General features: G+C 63.3%; 18 protein-coding genes. 5 read left to right on the top strand and 13 right to left on the bottom strand.

Features of this window, described 5'->3' with window-relative positions; translation table 11 throughout:
* The first annotated feature begins 64 nt into the window (after window positions 1-64).
* A complete protein-coding gene (locus tag AC1DXU_RS01885) occupies window positions 65-841 on the top strand; it encodes a FadR/GntR family transcriptional regulator (protein ID WP_477363631.1) in 777 nt (258 codons plus the stop codon).
* A gap of 13 nt (window positions 842-854) precedes the next feature.
* On the opposite strand, the gene AC1DXU_RS01880 is transcribed toward AC1DXU_RS01885, so the two are convergent.
* From AC1DXU_RS01880 to AC1DXU_RS01860, 5 genes are all read right to left on the bottom strand, one after another.
* Window positions 855-1,961 (bottom strand): Gfo/Idh/MocA family oxidoreductase, encoded by a 1,107-nt coding sequence (locus AC1DXU_RS01880; protein ID WP_477363628.1) that lies wholly within the window; start codon window positions 1,959-1,961, stop codon window positions 855-857.
* Window positions 1,962-1,983: 22 nt separating this feature from the next.
* Window positions 1,984-2,814: an ATP-binding cassette domain-containing protein gene (locus tag AC1DXU_RS01875; RefSeq protein WP_477363625.1), complete on the bottom strand. Its 831-nt coding sequence runs from the start codon at window positions 2,812-2,814 to the stop codon at window positions 1,984-1,986.
* On the bottom strand, window positions 2,811-3,926 hold the full coding sequence (locus tag AC1DXU_RS01870; RefSeq protein ID WP_477313635.1) for an ABC transporter permease: 1,116 nt from the start codon (window positions 3,924-3,926) through the stop codon (window positions 2,811-2,813). Before AC1DXU_RS01870 ends, AC1DXU_RS01875 begins: the two co-directional genes overlap by 4 nt.
* A gap of 146 nt (window positions 3,927-4,072) precedes the next feature.
* Window positions 4,073-5,041, bottom strand: a complete 969-nt coding sequence (locus tag AC1DXU_RS01865) for a rhizopine catabolism ABC transporter substrate-binding protein (protein WP_477363622.1) — start codon at window positions 5,039-5,041, stop codon at window positions 4,073-4,075.
* Window positions 5,042-5,103: 62 nt separating this feature from the next.
* Complete coding sequence (locus tag AC1DXU_RS01860) at window positions 5,104-6,078, bottom strand: polysaccharide deacetylase family protein (RefSeq protein ID WP_477363619.1); 975 nt, start codon at window positions 6,076-6,078, stop codon at window positions 5,104-5,106.
* Between the two features lie 308 nt (window positions 6,079-6,386).
* Between AC1DXU_RS01860 and AC1DXU_RS01855 the strand changes: the two genes are divergently transcribed.
* The gene (locus tag AC1DXU_RS01855; RefSeq protein WP_477363616.1) at window positions 6,387-7,631 is read left to right on the top strand and encodes a DegT/DnrJ/EryC1/StrS family aminotransferase; all 1,245 of its coding nucleotides are present in this window, start codon (window positions 6,387-6,389) and stop codon (window positions 7,629-7,631) included.
* Window positions 7,632-7,667: 36 nt separating this feature from the next.
* Here the strand turns inward: AC1DXU_RS01855 and AC1DXU_RS01850 are convergent, their stop codons facing one another.
* Window positions 7,668-7,883, bottom strand: a complete 216-nt coding sequence (locus AC1DXU_RS01850; RefSeq protein ID WP_477363613.1) for a hypothetical protein — start codon at window positions 7,881-7,883, stop codon at window positions 7,668-7,670.
* Window positions 7,884-8,023: 140 nt separating this feature from the next.
* Here AC1DXU_RS01850 and AC1DXU_RS01845 point away from each other — a divergent pair, with 140 nt between their 5' ends.
* On the top strand, window positions 8,024-8,863 hold the full coding sequence (locus AC1DXU_RS01845) for a winged helix-turn-helix domain-containing protein (protein ID WP_477363610.1): 840 nt from the start codon (window positions 8,024-8,026) through the stop codon (window positions 8,861-8,863).
* The gene (locus tag AC1DXU_RS01840) at window positions 8,791-9,522 is read left to right on the top strand and encodes a tetratricopeptide repeat protein (protein ID WP_477363607.1); all 732 of its coding nucleotides are present in this window, start codon (window positions 8,791-8,793) and stop codon (window positions 9,520-9,522) included. Before AC1DXU_RS01845 ends, AC1DXU_RS01840 begins: the two co-directional genes overlap by 73 nt.
* On the opposite strand, the gene AC1DXU_RS01835 is transcribed toward AC1DXU_RS01840, so the two are convergent.
* The 7 genes from AC1DXU_RS01835 to iolE form a co-directional block, all read right to left on the bottom strand.
* Window positions 9,519-9,737 (bottom strand): hypothetical protein, encoded by a 219-nt coding sequence (locus AC1DXU_RS01835; protein ID WP_477363604.1) that lies wholly within the window; start codon window positions 9,735-9,737, stop codon window positions 9,519-9,521. The two genes, AC1DXU_RS01840 and AC1DXU_RS01835, sit on opposite strands and share 4 nt — an antisense overlap.
* A gap of 139 nt (window positions 9,738-9,876) precedes the next feature.
* Window positions 9,877-10,137, bottom strand: a complete 261-nt coding sequence (locus tag AC1DXU_RS01830) for a hypothetical protein (RefSeq protein WP_477363602.1) — start codon at window positions 10,135-10,137, stop codon at window positions 9,877-9,879.
* Window positions 10,138-10,170: 33 nt separating this feature from the next.
* A complete protein-coding gene (locus AC1DXU_RS01825; protein ID WP_477363600.1) occupies window positions 10,171-10,707 on the bottom strand; it encodes an RNA polymerase sigma factor in 537 nt (178 codons plus the stop codon).
* Between the two features lie 9 nt (window positions 10,708-10,716).
* Entirely contained in the window at window positions 10,717-10,947 is a 231-nt protein-coding gene (locus tag AC1DXU_RS01820; protein WP_024321926.1) for a YgaP family membrane protein, read from the bottom strand.
* A 154-nt stretch (window positions 10,948-11,101) separates the two neighbouring features.
* Window positions 11,102-12,568: a rhizopine catabolism transcriptional regulator MocR gene (gene mocR, locus AC1DXU_RS01815; protein WP_477363597.1), complete on the bottom strand. Its 1,467-nt coding sequence runs from the start codon at window positions 12,566-12,568 to the stop codon at window positions 11,102-11,104.
* Window positions 12,569-12,572: 4 nt separating this feature from the next.
* Window positions 12,573-12,779, bottom strand: a complete 207-nt coding sequence (locus AC1DXU_RS01810; RefSeq protein ID WP_477363594.1) for a LacI family DNA-binding transcriptional regulator — start codon at window positions 12,777-12,779, stop codon at window positions 12,573-12,575.
* A gap of 289 nt (window positions 12,780-13,068) precedes the next feature.
* The gene (gene iolE / locus AC1DXU_RS01805; protein ID WP_477363591.1) at window positions 13,069-13,980 is read right to left on the bottom strand and encodes a myo-inosose-2 dehydratase; all 912 of its coding nucleotides are present in this window, start codon (window positions 13,978-13,980) and stop codon (window positions 13,069-13,071) included.
* A 269-nt stretch (window positions 13,981-14,249) separates the two neighbouring features.
* Between iolE and AC1DXU_RS01800 the strand changes: the two genes are divergently transcribed.
* A complete protein-coding gene (locus AC1DXU_RS01800; RefSeq protein ID WP_477363588.1) occupies window positions 14,250-15,479 on the top strand; it encodes an MFS transporter in 1,230 nt (409 codons plus the stop codon).
* Window positions 15,480-15,491 lie beyond the last annotated feature (12 nt).

The following is a 15,491-nucleotide window of genomic DNA, read 5'->3' as shown; positions in this document are numbered from 1 at the left end:
GGGCTTTGCGGCCCAGCCCGTTTCGCCGGCTTGACAGTTTTCGGAATCCAGACTTTGTGGATGCATGCCGGACGGGAAGCCGAATAAGACAAAAGCGCCTGCCAAGGCGGCGCCTGCCGAGCACCCCGCCGGTGTTCGTCGCGCCGACGCGACACGCGTGCCCGGCTCGAGCGTGCATGGGTCGCTGGCCAATGAAATTGGTCTCAGGATCGTGCGCGGCGACTATCCGCCGGGAACCATCCTGCCCAACGAAGCCAAATGGTCCGAAACCTTCAATGTCAGCCGCTCGGCGGTGCGCGAGGCTATCAAGATGCTGATGGCCAAAAGCCTTTTGGCATCACGCCCCAAAATCGGCAGCTGGGTCGAGCCGAAGGAGCGCTGGAACCTGCTCGATCGCGACGTGCTCGCCTGGTACGCGACATCGCCCGACCGCGAGGTTTTCCTGAAAACCGTGCAGGAGTTCCGCCACATCATCGAGCCGGAGGCGACCGCCTTCGCCGCGATGCGGCGCACAGACGCGCAGATGGCCGAGATCAGCCAGGCCTGCCGCGAGATGGGCGACGCGACCAACCTGCAAGAGCGCACCCGCGCCGATACGCGCTTTCATCTGGCCATCCTGCGGGCCTCTGGCAACGACCTGCTGGTGCCGCTCGGGGTGCTGATCGAATCGGCATTCGACCATCTCTTCGCCTATACGACGCGCGAGCTCGACGACCTGCAACACGCGCAGAAACTGCATGAGGCGATCGAGAAGGCCGTCCGCCTGCAGCGGCCGGATGCGGCGCGCAACGCGGTGCGCAAGCTGTTGGCCAACACCGACGGCGTCATCCGATCCCGGTAGGATGTGCTGAAACTCAGCCGGCCGGCGCGGTTGCCAGATGTTGCCGGGTCAGGCCGATCAGCAAAACCTGGTCGCGGGCAGCGTGTTCGGGCGGGTTGACCACCGGCTCGCCATTGACGATGGCGCCCCAGAAGCCGCGCATTTCCTCGACGAAGGCCTCGGCATAGCCGGCGCGCAGCTCCCTTTTCGAGAGCGTATAGCCGTCCGATGTTTTCACCGTCAGCCGGGTCGGTTGGTGGTTGAGCCAGGGCGAGGGGAATTCGAGCTCAAGGCTGGCATCGTCGAAGAACAGCGTGATGCGCTCCTTGTAGTCGGCAAGCTTTGGCACCGCCAGATGCGTCATGGTCCATAGCGCCTGGCCGCCGAGCAGCCTGACAGCGCCCTGGCCGCCATCGCCATTGGCGAAGATCTGCGCGCCGACGATGTCGCCATCCGGCACATGCAGCGCGTCGAGCAGGCCGTGCACGGCATTCACATCGTGAATCAAGGCGGAGCTGTAAGCGCCGGTAAATCCACGGAAAGCCAGATCGGTCAGCGGCATGCCGACGGCGCTCTCGACCTGATGCTTCTGCTTGGCCACGGCAGCGGCGATCAGCTCCTTTGGAATGTCGGTGCCTCTGACATAGCGGTGATGGGCGATGAACGGCCAGGCGTCGGGATCGTTGACTTCGACCGAGACCGAACGCAGCGTCCCCGCCGTGCCGGGCAGTGAGGCAAGCGCCAGCCGATAGCTCGGATCGAAGCGCTTCATATAGCCGACCTGCATGACCTTGCCGGCCTTGTCTCGCGCGGCGACAATCTCGGCGATTTCCGCCGGCGAATAGCAGAGCGGCTTTTCGCAAAAGACGTGCAGCCCGCGCGCCAATGCTGCTAGAACTTGCTCATAGTGCAGCGGATCGGGTGAGCCGATGACGACCGCGTCGAGACGTTGGTCGAAGAGCTGGTCGGGCGTTTCGAAGTTGGCGATGCCATGGGTGTCGGTGACGAACTGGCGCGAGATTTTTGACGGATCGGCGACCCCGACGAGTTCAAACAGGTCACTGAGGCGCATCAGATTGGGGATGTGCTCGACCTGCGAAATCATGCCGGCGCCGATCACCCCGACGCGTATCCTGCTCATGCGATTGTTCTCTGAAATGGACTCACGGCGCGGCTGACGGCCGGTTGCCGATCTGGGCCAGCAGGCCGGCGATCTCCGCTTCGACCGCCTTCAAATCTTCGCCGCCCGACATGATCGAGATCACCTCGTCGCGCGAGATGTCCGACTTGGCGTAAGTGCCGCGATTGCGGCCACGATTGAGCAGGGTGAAGGTGTCGCCGACCGGATAGGCGTGGTGGATGTTGTGGCTGATGAAGATGACGGCGAGACCACGCATGCGCGCCTCGATGATGAACTTCAGCACCATCGCCGCCTGATGCACGCCAAGCGCCGAGGTCGGCTCGTCCAAAATCAGCACGCGGGCGCCGAAATGCACGGCGCGCGCAATCGCCACCGACTGGCGCTCGCCGCCCGACAGCGTGCCGACGGCCTGTGTCGGGTCGCGCACGTCGATGCCGATATCGGCCATGGCTTGCCTGGCTATGGTGTTGGCGCGCTCCTTGTCTATGCGCGAGAAGGGCAGGCTGCTCTTCGTCGGTTCGCGCCCGAGGAAGAAATTGCGGGTGATCGACATCAGCGAGATCATGCCGAGGTCCTGGAAGACGGTGGCAACGCCAAGATCCTGCGCGTCGCGCGGGCTGCGGAAGGAGACCGGCTTGCCGTCGACGAGGATTTGGCCCTTGGTCGGCCTGTAGACGCCGGACAGCACCTTGATCAGCGTCGACTTACCGGCGCCATTGTCGCCGAGCAGGCAGTGCACCTCGCCCGGATAGACCTTGATGTCGATGTCCTGCAGGGCTCGCACCGAGCCGAAATTCATCGACACGCCGCGCAGTTCCATCGCCGGTTGGATGTTCTGGGCCGGTTCAGTCATTTGCCGCCTCCGCGCCCGAGCGCCTTCAGGCGGATGTAGTTGTTGACCAGCACCGCCATCAGAATGACGATGCCGAGGAAGACCTTGAACCAGTCGGTGTCGATGCCGGTGTAGAAGATGCCCATCTGCACCAGGCCGAATATCAATGCGCCGAACAGCACACCATAGACGGTGCCGTAGCCGCCGGTGAGCAGCACGCCGCCGATGACGGCGGCGATGATCGCCTCGAACTCCTTGAGCAGGCCGCGCGTGGTGTCGGCGGAGCCGGCTTCCATGACCTGGATGGTGGCGAGCAAGGTGGCGGCGCAAGCGGTGTAGACGAACAGGGCAATCTTGACCCGGTCGACCGGCACGCCGACGTTGCGGGCGGCGATCAGGTCGCCGCCGGTGGCGAACATCCAGTTGCCGTATTTGGTCTGCGTCAGCACATAGCCGGCCAGCGCCGTCAGGCCGAGCCACCAGACGATCGACATCGGGATGCCGACGACGAAAGGGATGCCGTCGCTGCGGGTGGCGATCCAGCCTTGCGTGCCCATCCAGTGGAACAGGCCCGTGAACAAATGGCCGTTGAACAGGCCGGCGGTCGCCGGATCCGGCGCGCCTTCCAGGATGTAAGGGATCTGGGTGCGGCCGGTGACGGCGCGGGTGATGCCGATCGACAGCCCGCGCAAAATGTAGAGCGAGGCCAGCGTGACGATGAAGGAGGGCAGGCGGGTCTTCACCACGATCAGGCCGTTGAGATAGCCGGTGAGGATGGCCACCGCGAAGGCGCAAGCGATGCCGCCCCACAGCGGCAGGCCCCAATATTTGACGGTCAGGCCGATGACGACGCCGGCGAAGCCGACCATCGAACCGACCGAGAGGTCGAACTCGCCGGCGATGATGAGAAGGGCGGCGGCGGTGGCGACGATACCGAGTTCCGCCGACAGGGTCAGGAAGGTCATCGAGCCTTGCAGCGAGTAAAGGTTCGCCGCGCCCGGCAGCAGCGCAAAGATGATGATGGTGGCAAGCAAGCCGCCGGCCGCACCCGCTTCCGGCCGGCGCAGCCATTGGGTCAGCCTGCCGGTGCTGGCCAGCCGCTCGTCGGCGCCGGCGGCCCGCTTCGACGTCATGCCGAAACGGTCCGTCGCCTGCAACTCAGCTGGAGGTATCGCCTTGTCTTCCACGACCGCCATTAGGCTCCCCAATCGCTCACTTCGCAATGTCGACCAGACACCGGGGAGGCGGCACTACGCGCTTCCCCGGTTGGTTTGCCTGACTAGCGGATGCCGTCCTTGGCCAAAGCCAGGATTGCTTTGGCCTTGTCGGGCGAGTCGATGAACAGCGGGCCGGTGTAGGAATTGTTCTGCGGCCAGAAGCCATGCGTGGCGTGCTCGACCAGATAGATGACTGGGAGGTAGCCCATCAGATATTGCTGGGCGTCCATGCCGAAGCCCATCTCACCGGCAACGACGGAGTCCAGAACTTCGGGGCTGATGTCGAACGTGTAGAGCTTGATCTTGCCGAACAGTTCCTTCTGCCGGAAAAGCGGGATCAAGGGATTGGCGGCCGTGGCGCCGAGGGCGAAGACGGCCTGGGTGTCGGGATGCGCCGACAGATAGGCTTCGGTGCGGCGCTGGACGTCGGCCGGATCGGGCGACACGGCCAGAACCTCGGTACCGCCGCCGGATGGCTTCAGGCCATCGTTGAGGCCCTGGCAGCGCTGGTCGAGGCTGACATTGCCGACCTCGTGGTTGATGCAGACGACTTTCAGCGTGCCTTCCTTGGCCAGCCGCTCGCCGGCTTTCTTGCCGGAATCATATTCGGAAACGGTGCCGACATAGAGCGTCGTGCCGAGCTCGGCGCCTTCCTTTTCACCGGAATCGAGCACCACCATTGGGATGTTGGCGGCCAGTCCGGCCTTGACGGATTTGCCGAGCGCATTGGCGTCGGCGATCGAGACGGCGATGCCGTCCGGGTTGGTGGCGATCGCAGCGTCGAGAAGCCTGGCCTGCTCGACCACGTCGAAGACCTGCGGCGCGTAATATTCGACCTTGGCGCCGGTCAGCGCCGCCGCGTCATCGACGCCGCGCTTGACCACGGACCAGTAGGGATCGGAGGCCGAGCCATGCACGACGAAGGTGATGCGAACATCCTTCGGGTCCTTCAGGCCGGCGGCATGCGCCACGCCTGCCAGCACGCCCGCCGAGACAAGGGCGCCCAGTGCCATTTTCAGAACAGTCTTCATGTCATTCTCCCATTCACCGTTACAGTTCCCGTTCTCTCACGTTTGCCGGTCGCGTGCCCGGCTCACGTCGAGGATCGGCTGGCCACTTTGCGGGCCTTTGCCGATGCCGATTGCTGTTCGCCCGCAGCGCTGCCGCGGGCTGTTCTTGTCGATCGCCCGGCCGACAGCGCGGTGCGCAGTTCTTCGCGCAACGGCTTCATGCCGATGATGTCGAGCGGCTGTGCGGCCAGCCAATCGCGAAAGCCCTGGTCGCGGAACAGCTCATATTCCTCGGTGCGGATATAGGCCGCCCGCGGCTCGATCAGCTCGAGTTCGCCCGGCGCATTGAAATGCAGGCAAAAGAAGGTCAGGCCTTCGCGCACGCCCTCGACCAGCGCCCTGTAGGCTGGCTCGATCGGCCTGGAACGAGGGCGGCCCCAGGTCGTCTGGATGGCGGCATCGAAGATGGCAAAGCCGCTGGCGCGCGCCTGCGCCACGCCGCGCTGGAAGGCCTCCTCGGTAACGCCGACCAGATTGTCGTTGGGCGAATAGGCCGACAGCGTTTTGGTCAACAGGACGGGCAACCGGTATTCCAGTCCGAGCCTGATATAGATGTCGCAGAACTCCGGCGACAGCGCCGCGCCCATATGCGCGTCGAGATGGGTGACATCGATGCCGGCGCGATAGGCGGTGTCGATCTGGGCGCGAAGCTCGGTCTCGACGGCCTGCGGCACCGCCTTGCGGCGGGTCGTCGCCACATCCGGCCAGAAGAAACCGAGTTCGTCGGTCAGGCCGGCCGCGCGCGACGGCGCGGTCAGCGGCCGCCATTTATAGTGCTGCTTTTCGCTGTTCAGCGTCAGGTGAACGCCGAGGTCGAGCCTGGGCTCGGCGGCTGCACTTTCGGCCATTTCGAGGAACCACGGACAAGGCACCATCACTGCGCCCGAACTGCACACGCCCAACCGGCTCAGTTCGAGGAAGGCGCTGTTGGCGCCGTGGCACATGCCGACATCGTCTTCGTGCAGCACGATCCTGCGGCCGGAGGCGGGTCCGCTCATGGATGGCCCCTTGATCGCCGGCCACGCGGCGCCTCGGGTCTTCCAAAGTGTGTCCCGTCTTGCATGGAACCCGACCGTTTGCCCAACTGGCCGGAATGGAACGCCCAAACCGGCCTTTCCGACAGGGCCACTTTGCCGAATTCGGATGGGTACGATTTTCCTGCCGGGCGCGATACTTGGCCCCGTTGGTCGCCGACAATCAGAACTTTCGGCGTCGGGATGGCTTGGTCAGATCGCGGCGGAGTGGTTCTTTCAAACAGTGCCGGTGAGCGTACAGCTGTCCACACCATCAAGGAACGGAGGCCGCCATGTACAGTGCCGGTGAGGAAGAAATCGAAGCCATTGCCAGGGTGATCCGCTCAGGCGCGCTGTTTCGCTACGGCAAGGACAGCGAATGCGACCGCTTCGAGGCCCGCTATGCCCGGCATCTCGGCGTCGAGCACTTTGCGCTGGCGGCCAGCGGCACCTACGGGCTCGCCGCAGGCCTGATCGGCCTCGGCATCGGCCCCGGCGACGAGGTGCTGGTGCCCGCGCACACCTACATGGCGACGGCCACCGCCGTGCTGTCGGTCGGCGCCATTCCTGTCATTGTCGACATCGACGAGAGCCTGACCATCGATCCCATAGCCTTGCGCGATGCCATCGGGCCGCGCACCACGGCGGTCATCCCGGTCCATATGTGGGGCGCCGCCTGCAACATGAACGCGATCATGGACATCGCGGCCAAACGCGGCCTGCTGGTGTTGGAAGATGTCTGCCAGGGCATTGGCGGCGGCTATGAGGGCCGCAAGCTTGGCTCGATCGGCCACGCCGGCGCCTACTCCTTCAACTACTTCAAGAACATGACATCGGGCGAGGGCGGCGGCATCGCCACCAGCGATCCAAAAGTGGCGGAGCGGGCGCGCTGCGCCATCGATCCTTGTCATTTCTACTGGCAGGGCCGCAGCGACAGCATCAAGCCGTTCGCCGGCATCGGCGCGCGGGCGTCGGAACTGATGGGGGCGATGCTCAACGTCCAGCTCGACCGTCTGGACGGCATCATCGAGGCGATGCGGGCGGAGAAGAAGATGGTGCTGGCCGGCACAAGCCATCTCGGCAATCTCGGCCTGACGCCGTCGCCGATGAACAGCCCGGACGACGATTGCTCGGCGCAGGTGATGTACCTGCTGCCGAACGAGCAGGCGGCACAGACTTTTTCGAAGACCATTCCGAGCGTCATTGCCGGCAAGACCGGCCGCCACAATTTCACCCAGTGGGACCAGGTGCTGATGCATGAGGGTGCGCACCATCCGGCGCTCAATCCCTACACGCTGCAGGAGAACAAGGGGCTGCGGCTCACCTATGCCGACGACCTCGGCAAGGGCTCGCTCGATATCCTCAACCGCACGGTGATGATCGCCATGAACCCGGCACATGGCGACGCCGATATCCAGGACATGATCCACAATATCGACGCGGCGGCGCGGGTGGCGCTGGAAAACGCCTCGCTGGACGATGTCGAATTGCGCAAGGCAGCGCCGGTCGACCTGCAGAAATTCGACAGTGTGAACTAGGGCGCGGGCTCAACCTAGCCAATGAGGACTTGCAGGTCACCAGTTGGGATCTCGGCCTTCGAGATCCTCATCCGGGACGATCTGCGGTTGGCGACGACTGGTGTAGGGGGCCATATAGGCCATTTTGAGTGCATCGCCCATCAAACTGAATAGGGCGTCGAGCGATGCGCCGATTGCAAGCCTGGGAAAGCTTAGCCGTGATAGGCCAAGGCGTCGGACGGTGGTCGGGGCGGTGGTGGAGATGTCAGTCATGGCGTCCTCCTGTGAAGGTGAGGATGACACTGCTTCCCCCTCAGGTCCTTGGCCTGGACCTGAAGAGACCTGAACAGCCCTGAAGTTCGCCTTAAGGGCCATCTTCGACTATCTTGCCCGCGAGGATGGATTCTTGGCCGATGGACCTGGAGTTTGGGAACTATCGTCTGAAACGCGCCGAACGGCTGCTGCTGGGGCCGAAAGGGCCGGTGGAGCTTTCGGCGCGTTCCTTCGACATCCTCGCCATGTTGCTCGAGAAGCCGGATGAGGTGATCGGCAAGACCGAACTGTTCGATGCGGTCTGGCCCGGCCTGGTGGTGGAGGAGAACACGCTGCAGGTTCACATTTCGGCGCTGCGAAAGCAGCTGTCTGCCGAGATGATCGCAACCGTGCATGGTCGCGGCTATAAATATGCTGGCCCCAGGCCCTTCGCGGCTACGGCAGAGGCTACGGCGCCGTCCAGAGCGTCCATCGCCGTTCTTCCCTTCGACAACATGAGCGGCGACCAGGAACAGGACTATTTCAGCGACGGGATAACCGAAGACATCATCACCCAGCTTGGCAAGTTCAGGGAGTTTCTGGTCATTGCGCGGAACTCTTCCTTCCAGTTCCGTGGCAAGGCCAATGACGTGGCCGAGGTGGCGAAGAAACTTGGCGTCCAGTACGTCGTCGAAGGCAGCGTGCGGAAGATCGGCAACCGGGTGCGGGTCACCGTTCAGCTGATCGACGCATCTTCAACAGTTCACATCTGGGGCGAGCACTACGACCGGGAGCTCGACGACATTTTCGCCATCCAGGACGAAATCACCCAGATGATTGCGGCGCGTCTGGCCGGCACGCCAGAACCGCGATTGCATCGCGCGCCAGGGCCCGGCCGACGGACAACATGTCGGCCTATGAGTTCTACTTGCGAGCCCTGCAACTGGCGGCCGTCTATGACGCCGCGCATGAAGCGGAACCGTTTCTGCGCCAGGCGGTAAAGCTCGATCCGCGGTTTGCTGCCGCCCACGCCATGCTCGGCGTTGTCGAGACCCTCAAATTCTTCTGGGTCTACTACGATTCAGATTATCTGCATCCCGCACTGGAGATGGCAAAAACCGCGCTGCAGCTCGACCCCGACGAGGCGTACGGCCATCTCGCGACTGGCTTTGCTCTCTTGTACTTGCGCCAATTCAGGCAGGCTGAAATCAGTCTTGACCGGGCGGTTGACCTCAATCCGAACGATCCGTTCATTCTGAGTATCCGTGCGCTTTTTCTCAATTACACGGACAGGCCGGATGAGGCGCTTGTTGAAATAACGGAGGCACAGCGCCGCGATCCATACGCTGTGGGATGGTATGACGACTTTCGCGGCATCATACTGACCACGGCTGGACGATATAGCGAGGCAATTGCCTGCTACGCGAAAATGGCTGCTGTGCCGCGGTGGTCGCTCGTTCGTCTTGTCGTCTGCCATTTTGAACTCGGCGAAACCAGGCAAGCGCAAGACGTCCTGGCAAAGGTCAAGGCACATTATCCGGGACTGCGCCTTGACGAGATCATTGATGCGGAAGTGGACTTCTACAGGGATGCCGCCGTGTGCAGCCACTATCGCGCGATCCTTGAGCGTGTTGACAGGCAAGATGCGCTTAAGGGCTAGCTTCGATCCAGCCGCACGAACGCAGCCCGCAGCGCCAGCACCGCTCGCAAAATCTGACGTTCGTCCATCGCGGCGTAGCCGAGCAGCAGGCCGTGTTCGGGCTCGCTTGAATGGTAGTTGATGGAAATGCCTTGCACGTCGAGCCCTTCCTTGACGGCGGCGGCGACGACGTCGCTGTCCTTGTAGGGCCGGACGAAACTTGCCAGCAGCTGCATACCGGAATCATTTTCGGTGACCGTCAACCATTCGGCCAGATGCTCCTGGCGAATTGCGCAAGGCAGAAATTCGACAGTGTGAACTATTAGCTCTGCACAGTGATTATGACTCTTTGGCCGTATCGTTACTCATGGTCATTCACGGTGCCGCATGGTGGCGTTTGAACTTACGGTAGGCTGTCTCGACGAGACCGATCGTCCAGCAGATGGGGCAACCGCGAAAAGCCACCATCGATACGCCAGCCAGGGCCAGCGAATAAAATGGATGTGGCACAGAGATCGATATCGCGTAACTCAAAGCGCTGATGCCGACAATGCCGCGGACCAGATGTTCGACAAGACCATTGCTAGCGAACATTGTCTTGGGCGAGGCGGTAGATGACAGGTTCATGGGGTTCATAGAAATTTACCTCGTCAATTCATAGTGGTTCAATCAATCCAAGAGGTATTCACGTAGCAGGGCCCGGCTCCGGTGCAGTCGACCCTTGATGCTCTCGCGGGTGACGTTCAGTGAAGCGGCGACCTCGTCGATCGTCATCTCTTCGATATCGCGCAGTATGATCACCTCGCGGTAGTGTTCGGGCAGGGATTGGATCGCGCGTGAAAGGTCAAGCCGGAGTTCGTCCGGCGACAAATGCGCCAGGCGGTCCACGTTGGCCGGATTCAGCAACGCGTCGTCCAGATTGTCCGGCTTTCCCATCGCGCGCATTGCCATGCGCAAACATTCGCGGCGTACCACGGCCAGCAGCCAGCCCGATATCGAGCCCAGTGCGCGCAGCGTTCCGACGCGGCGGTACAGTAACCACAATGTTTCCTGCACCACGTCGTCAACGTCGTCGGACGCGCTGCAGCTGCGCCGCGCATAGCGCCGAATGTCCCGCTGTGCGAGGTTCAGCAAAGCCATGATGGCTTGCTGGTCGCCATTGCGCGCGTCGTCAACCAGAGCCAGGTCATACTTCGGCGTGTACATGCGGGTGTCCTACTTCGCAGTGTCGAGGCGGCGGTTCGCGGCGTCCAAGCGGCGGCCCGCCATGGCGCACATGGGACAAAAACCGATGAAGCCGGTGAGCAGTGTGCTGACGCCGACGCCAGCAATCGCATAGCCGATCATAAGCCCACTTAAGCCCAGCAAGCCGCAGGCGATCATGGCCAAACCGGCAACGACACGAACCGCGCGTTCCCATCCAGGTACATTCTTGACATAAAGCACGGTAAATCCCTCAAAGTTGCAAGCGCAATGGCACGCTCGAAAGGTGAGAGGGCTGGGAATGCAGTTTCGGTTCGCGTCATTCTAAAAGTATTTCAACAGCGCCATTTCCAGGTCACCCCGCCCTCGGTTCATCAGAGGGTTCTGTGCAGAGGTACTAGCTCCGGTCCAGCCGCACGAACGCAGCCCGCAGCGCCAGCACCGCGCGTAAAATCTGGCGCTCGTCCATCGCCGCATAGCCGAGCAGCAGGCCGTGTTCGGGTTCGCTTGAATGGTAGTTGATGGAAATGCCTTGCACGTCGAGCCCTTCCTTGACGGCGGCGGCGACGACGTCGCTGTCCTTGTAGGGCCTGACGAAACTTGCCAGCAATTGCATGCCGGAATCATTTTCCGTGACGGTCAGCCACTCGGCCAGATGTTCCTGGCAGAGCTTGACGAAATTCGCCTGCCGGCGCGCATAGAGGCGGCGCATGCGTTTCAGATGCGTGGCGAAATAGCCCTGCGTGATGAAGTCGTTGACCGTCGCCTGCAGGATCAGCGGTGCGAACTGGCCGGTGATCGAGACCGCCCTGTCGAAAGGCACCGACAATTCGCGCGGCACGATGAGATAGCCGATGCGCAGCGCCGGGATCAGCGTCTTGCCGAAGCTGCCGATATAGACGACCCGGTCGGCGTGATCGAGCCCGCGCAGGGCCGGCACCGGCCGGCCGCGAAACCGGTATTCGCCGTCATAATCGTCCTCGACGATCCAGGCGCCGTTGCGCTCGGCGATGTCGAGCAACTGCAGCCGCTCCTCGATGCGCATGATGGTGCCGAACGGCCATTGGCAGGACGGCGTCACATAGATCAGCCGCGGCGGCGGCAGGTCGGGGTCGGACAGATGCCAGCCATGCCGGTCGACCTTCAACGGCGCGAGTTGGGCACCGCTGGCGAGGAAGGCGCTCTTGGCGCCGAGATAGCCGGGCTCCTCCATCCAGACGGTGTCACCCTCATCCATCAACACGCGCGAGGCGAGATCGAGTGCGGCCTGCGCGCCGGTGACGACGATGACCTGGTCGGCAGTGCAATTGATGCCGCGCGACAGGCTGATGGTCGAGGCGATGGCCTGGCGCAGACCGGGATGGCCGGCAAAGGAGAGATAGCCGAGCAGGTTCTCGTCACGGCTGCGGGCGTTGCGCACCAGAAGGCTCGACCAGATGGTGAAGGGAAAGGACGCCGTTTCCGGCACGCCGGGATGGAAATTGATGACGCCGGCATTGCGTGGCGGTTGCGGGCCGTTGACGATGGTCTGGCCGCGCCGTGACAGTTTTTGCGGGGTGGCGAGTCCGGCGCGCAGTGACGCCAGCGGACGCTTCTGCTGGATTGGCGCCACCCAGGTGCCCGATCCGGCGCGCGCCTCGATGAAACCTTCGGCGAGCAGCTGGTCGTAGGCGGCGATGACCGTGTTGCGCCCGACCTTCAGATCTTCGGCCAGCGAGCGCGTCGACGGCAGCAACGTGTTCTGCGGGATCTGGCCGTCGAGGATGAAGCGCCGCAAGGCGCCGTATATCTGCCGGTGCATCGGTTCTTCCGAGGCGCGGTCGACCGACATGATGTCGAGGGAAAGGCGCATGTGGTCGGCCAAGGCGCTAACTTCCGACAAAGCGTGCGGCGCGGGCGATCTTTTCCTCGTTGAGAAGGCAGACCGTATCGAGCACCAGCCGCCGTGTTTCGGGCCGGACCTCGCGGCTGTTCTTCAGCGCGCGGTGCACGGTGGCGGCGCCGAGTTCCGCTTTCTTGGCGATCTCGCGGATGGTGCAAAGCCGTTCCATGCCAAGTGCAGCCTCGAAAGCCATGTCGCTCCTCCGAAAAGCGCGTCGCGTCTGCAACGCGCTTTTAGTTATTGCTTTGATGCATGTCGTAGTCCCAAAACCGCTGCGCACTTTTGCATTAGGCACGCGCATCAAGGCACGGCTTTGTGCCAGCCTCAAGCTCGAAAGTCCGGGCTCGAAAAACCGGCGCCCAGGAATTCTGCGATCCGCGCCGCAACGGGAGCAAGGCGGCGCGGATCGCCGGGCGCTTTCGCGTCGCTACCCCATCGAGGCGCGCGCCCAATTGGCCGACCGTCCGCCCCCCCGGCGCTGGTCAGGCCATCTCTCGTGTCACCACCTCGAAGCCGGCCTTGCGGGCGGTGTCGAGCAGCGAGGCATAACCCTTGCTGGCGTAGGTCAGCGGATGCGCCTTGGCCGGGTCCTGTTCGGCCTCGACGACGATCCAGCCTTCGTAGCCGCGCTGGGCAAGCGGCTTCAGCAACGCCAGGAAATCGACCGCGCCATCGCCGGGCACGGTGAAAATCCCCTTCATCACCGCGACCATGAAGCTCATGTCCTCGCGCCGCGCCTGTTGCAGCACCGGCAGGCGAACGTCCTTGCAATGAAAATGCACGATGCGGTCGAGATGCCGTTTGAGCAGCGAGGCCGGGTCGCCACCCGAAAACAGGCAGTGGCCGGTGTCGAACAACAGGCCGACGCTTTCACCTGTCGCCGCCATCAGCCCGCCAATCTCGTCGTCGGTCTCGACAATGGTGCCCATGTGGTGGTGGAAGGCCATGCCGACGCCGAACGCGGCCATGCGATCGGCAAGCCTGGTGAGCTTTTCGCCATAGGCCTGCCATTCGCCATCGGCGAGGCGCGGGCGCTCGGAGATCGGTGCGAAGATGCCGTCATGGCGGCCGCGCGAGGTGTCGGCATAGACGACGAGCTTGGCGCCAAGGTCGCGCAGCAGCGTCAGATGCGGGGTGATGGCGGCGAATTCCTCGTCGACGGTGCGGTCGAGGATGCGACCGTCATACCAGCCCGAGACGAGCTCCAGCCCATAGGAAGACAGGATCGGCCCGAGCGTGGCGCTCTGCCGCGGAAATTTGCCGCCAAGTTCGGTGCCGCGATAGCCGGCCTGCGCGGTTTCCGACAGGCAGGTCTCCAGCGGCGTGTCGCCGCCGAGCGCCGGAACGTCGTCGTTGCTCCAGGTTATGGGATTGATGCCGATCTTGACCGTCATGCCGCCAGACTTTTGCAGGCTTGGGAAAACACAAAGCCGAGCCCGCAAACTGGCGGCAAAGAGGACCTGTCACTAGGTCCAGTTCAGGCGAATTTAGCAGAACCAATCGACGAGGTTCGACGCCAGTCGTCCGATGGACGCTGCGGTCATGGTTTTGGAGAAATCCCTGGAGCCACGGATTTGCCCGTCGTGGTGCTGCTCGGCGTCTCGAATGTGCCGATAGTGGCGCCGAAACCGGTCGATTTGCAGAACCGCGGACAGGAAACGCCTTGACCCCAACCGTCTCCAGCCGGGCGAGCAGCCCCGGCATCGACAGCACCTACGCGTGGACGCGGCTCGGCATTTCGATGCTGCTGTCGACGATCGGCGGCGTCGGCATGTGGGCGGTGGTCGTGGTGCTGCCCGCCGTGCAGGCCGAATTCGGCGTCGACCGCGCCGCCGCGTCGATACCCTACACCGCGACCATGGTCGGCTTTGCCGCCGGCAATGTGCTGGTCGGCCGCGCCATCGACCGCATGGGCTACTGGATCCCGGCGCTGATTGCTGCGATCGCGCTCGGCAGCGGCTTCCTGCTGGCGTCGCTGGCCACATCGATCCTGCAGTTCACCCTTGTCCAGCTGCTGATCGGCGTCGGCACATCGGCCATCTTCGGCCCGCTGATTGCCGATATCTCGCACTGGTTCAACCGCCGCCGCGGCGTCGCGGTTGCGTCGGCGGCCTCCGGCAACTACCTCGCCGGCGCCATCTGGCCGGCTGTCATGCCGATGCTGATGAAGGTGGAAGGCTGGCGCTTCACCTACGCAACCATCGGCCTCATCTGTCTGGCGACCATGGTGCCATTGGTGTTGATGTTGCGGCGTGGCGCCCCTCGCGAGGCTGCTCCCGGATCGCCCGGCAGCCGCGTCGTGCAGCCGATCTCGCTGTCGCCGGCGGCGTTGCAGGTGCTGCTGGTCATTGCCGGCCTCGGCTGTTGCGTGGCGATGTCGATGCCGCAGGTTCACATCATCGCCTATTGCATGGATCTCGGCTACGGCGTGGTGCACGGCGCCGACATACTGTCGATCATGCTGGCGGCGGGCGTCGTCAGCCGGTTGGCGTCGGGCTTCATCGCTGACCGCATCGGCGGCGTTAAAACCCTGCTGATCGGCTCGGTGCTGCAATGCCTGTCGCTGCTGTTCTACATCCCCTTCGACGGGCTTGCCTCGCTCTATGTCGTCTCGCTGGTCTTCGGCCTGTCGCAAGGCGGCATCGTGCCTTGCTATGCCATTATCGTGCGCGACTACATGCCGGCCAGGGAAGCCGGCCAGCGCGTCGGCATCGTCATGATGGCGACCATCTTCGGCATGGCGATCGGCGGCTGGATGTCGGGCTGGATCTACGACCTGACCGGCTCCTACGCCGCGGCCTTTCTCAACGGCATTGCCTGGAACCTTTTGAACATCGCGGCGATGGTTCTGGTACTGTGGCGAGCACGGCGATCATTGACGCTTGCAGTTTGAGCCTGATTTTCC

This window comes from Mesorhizobium sp. P3_A10, assembly GCF_056403175.1.
The sequence above is the reverse complement of the archived record's forward strand: the minus strand, read 5'-3'. Positions and strand labels throughout refer to the sequence as shown.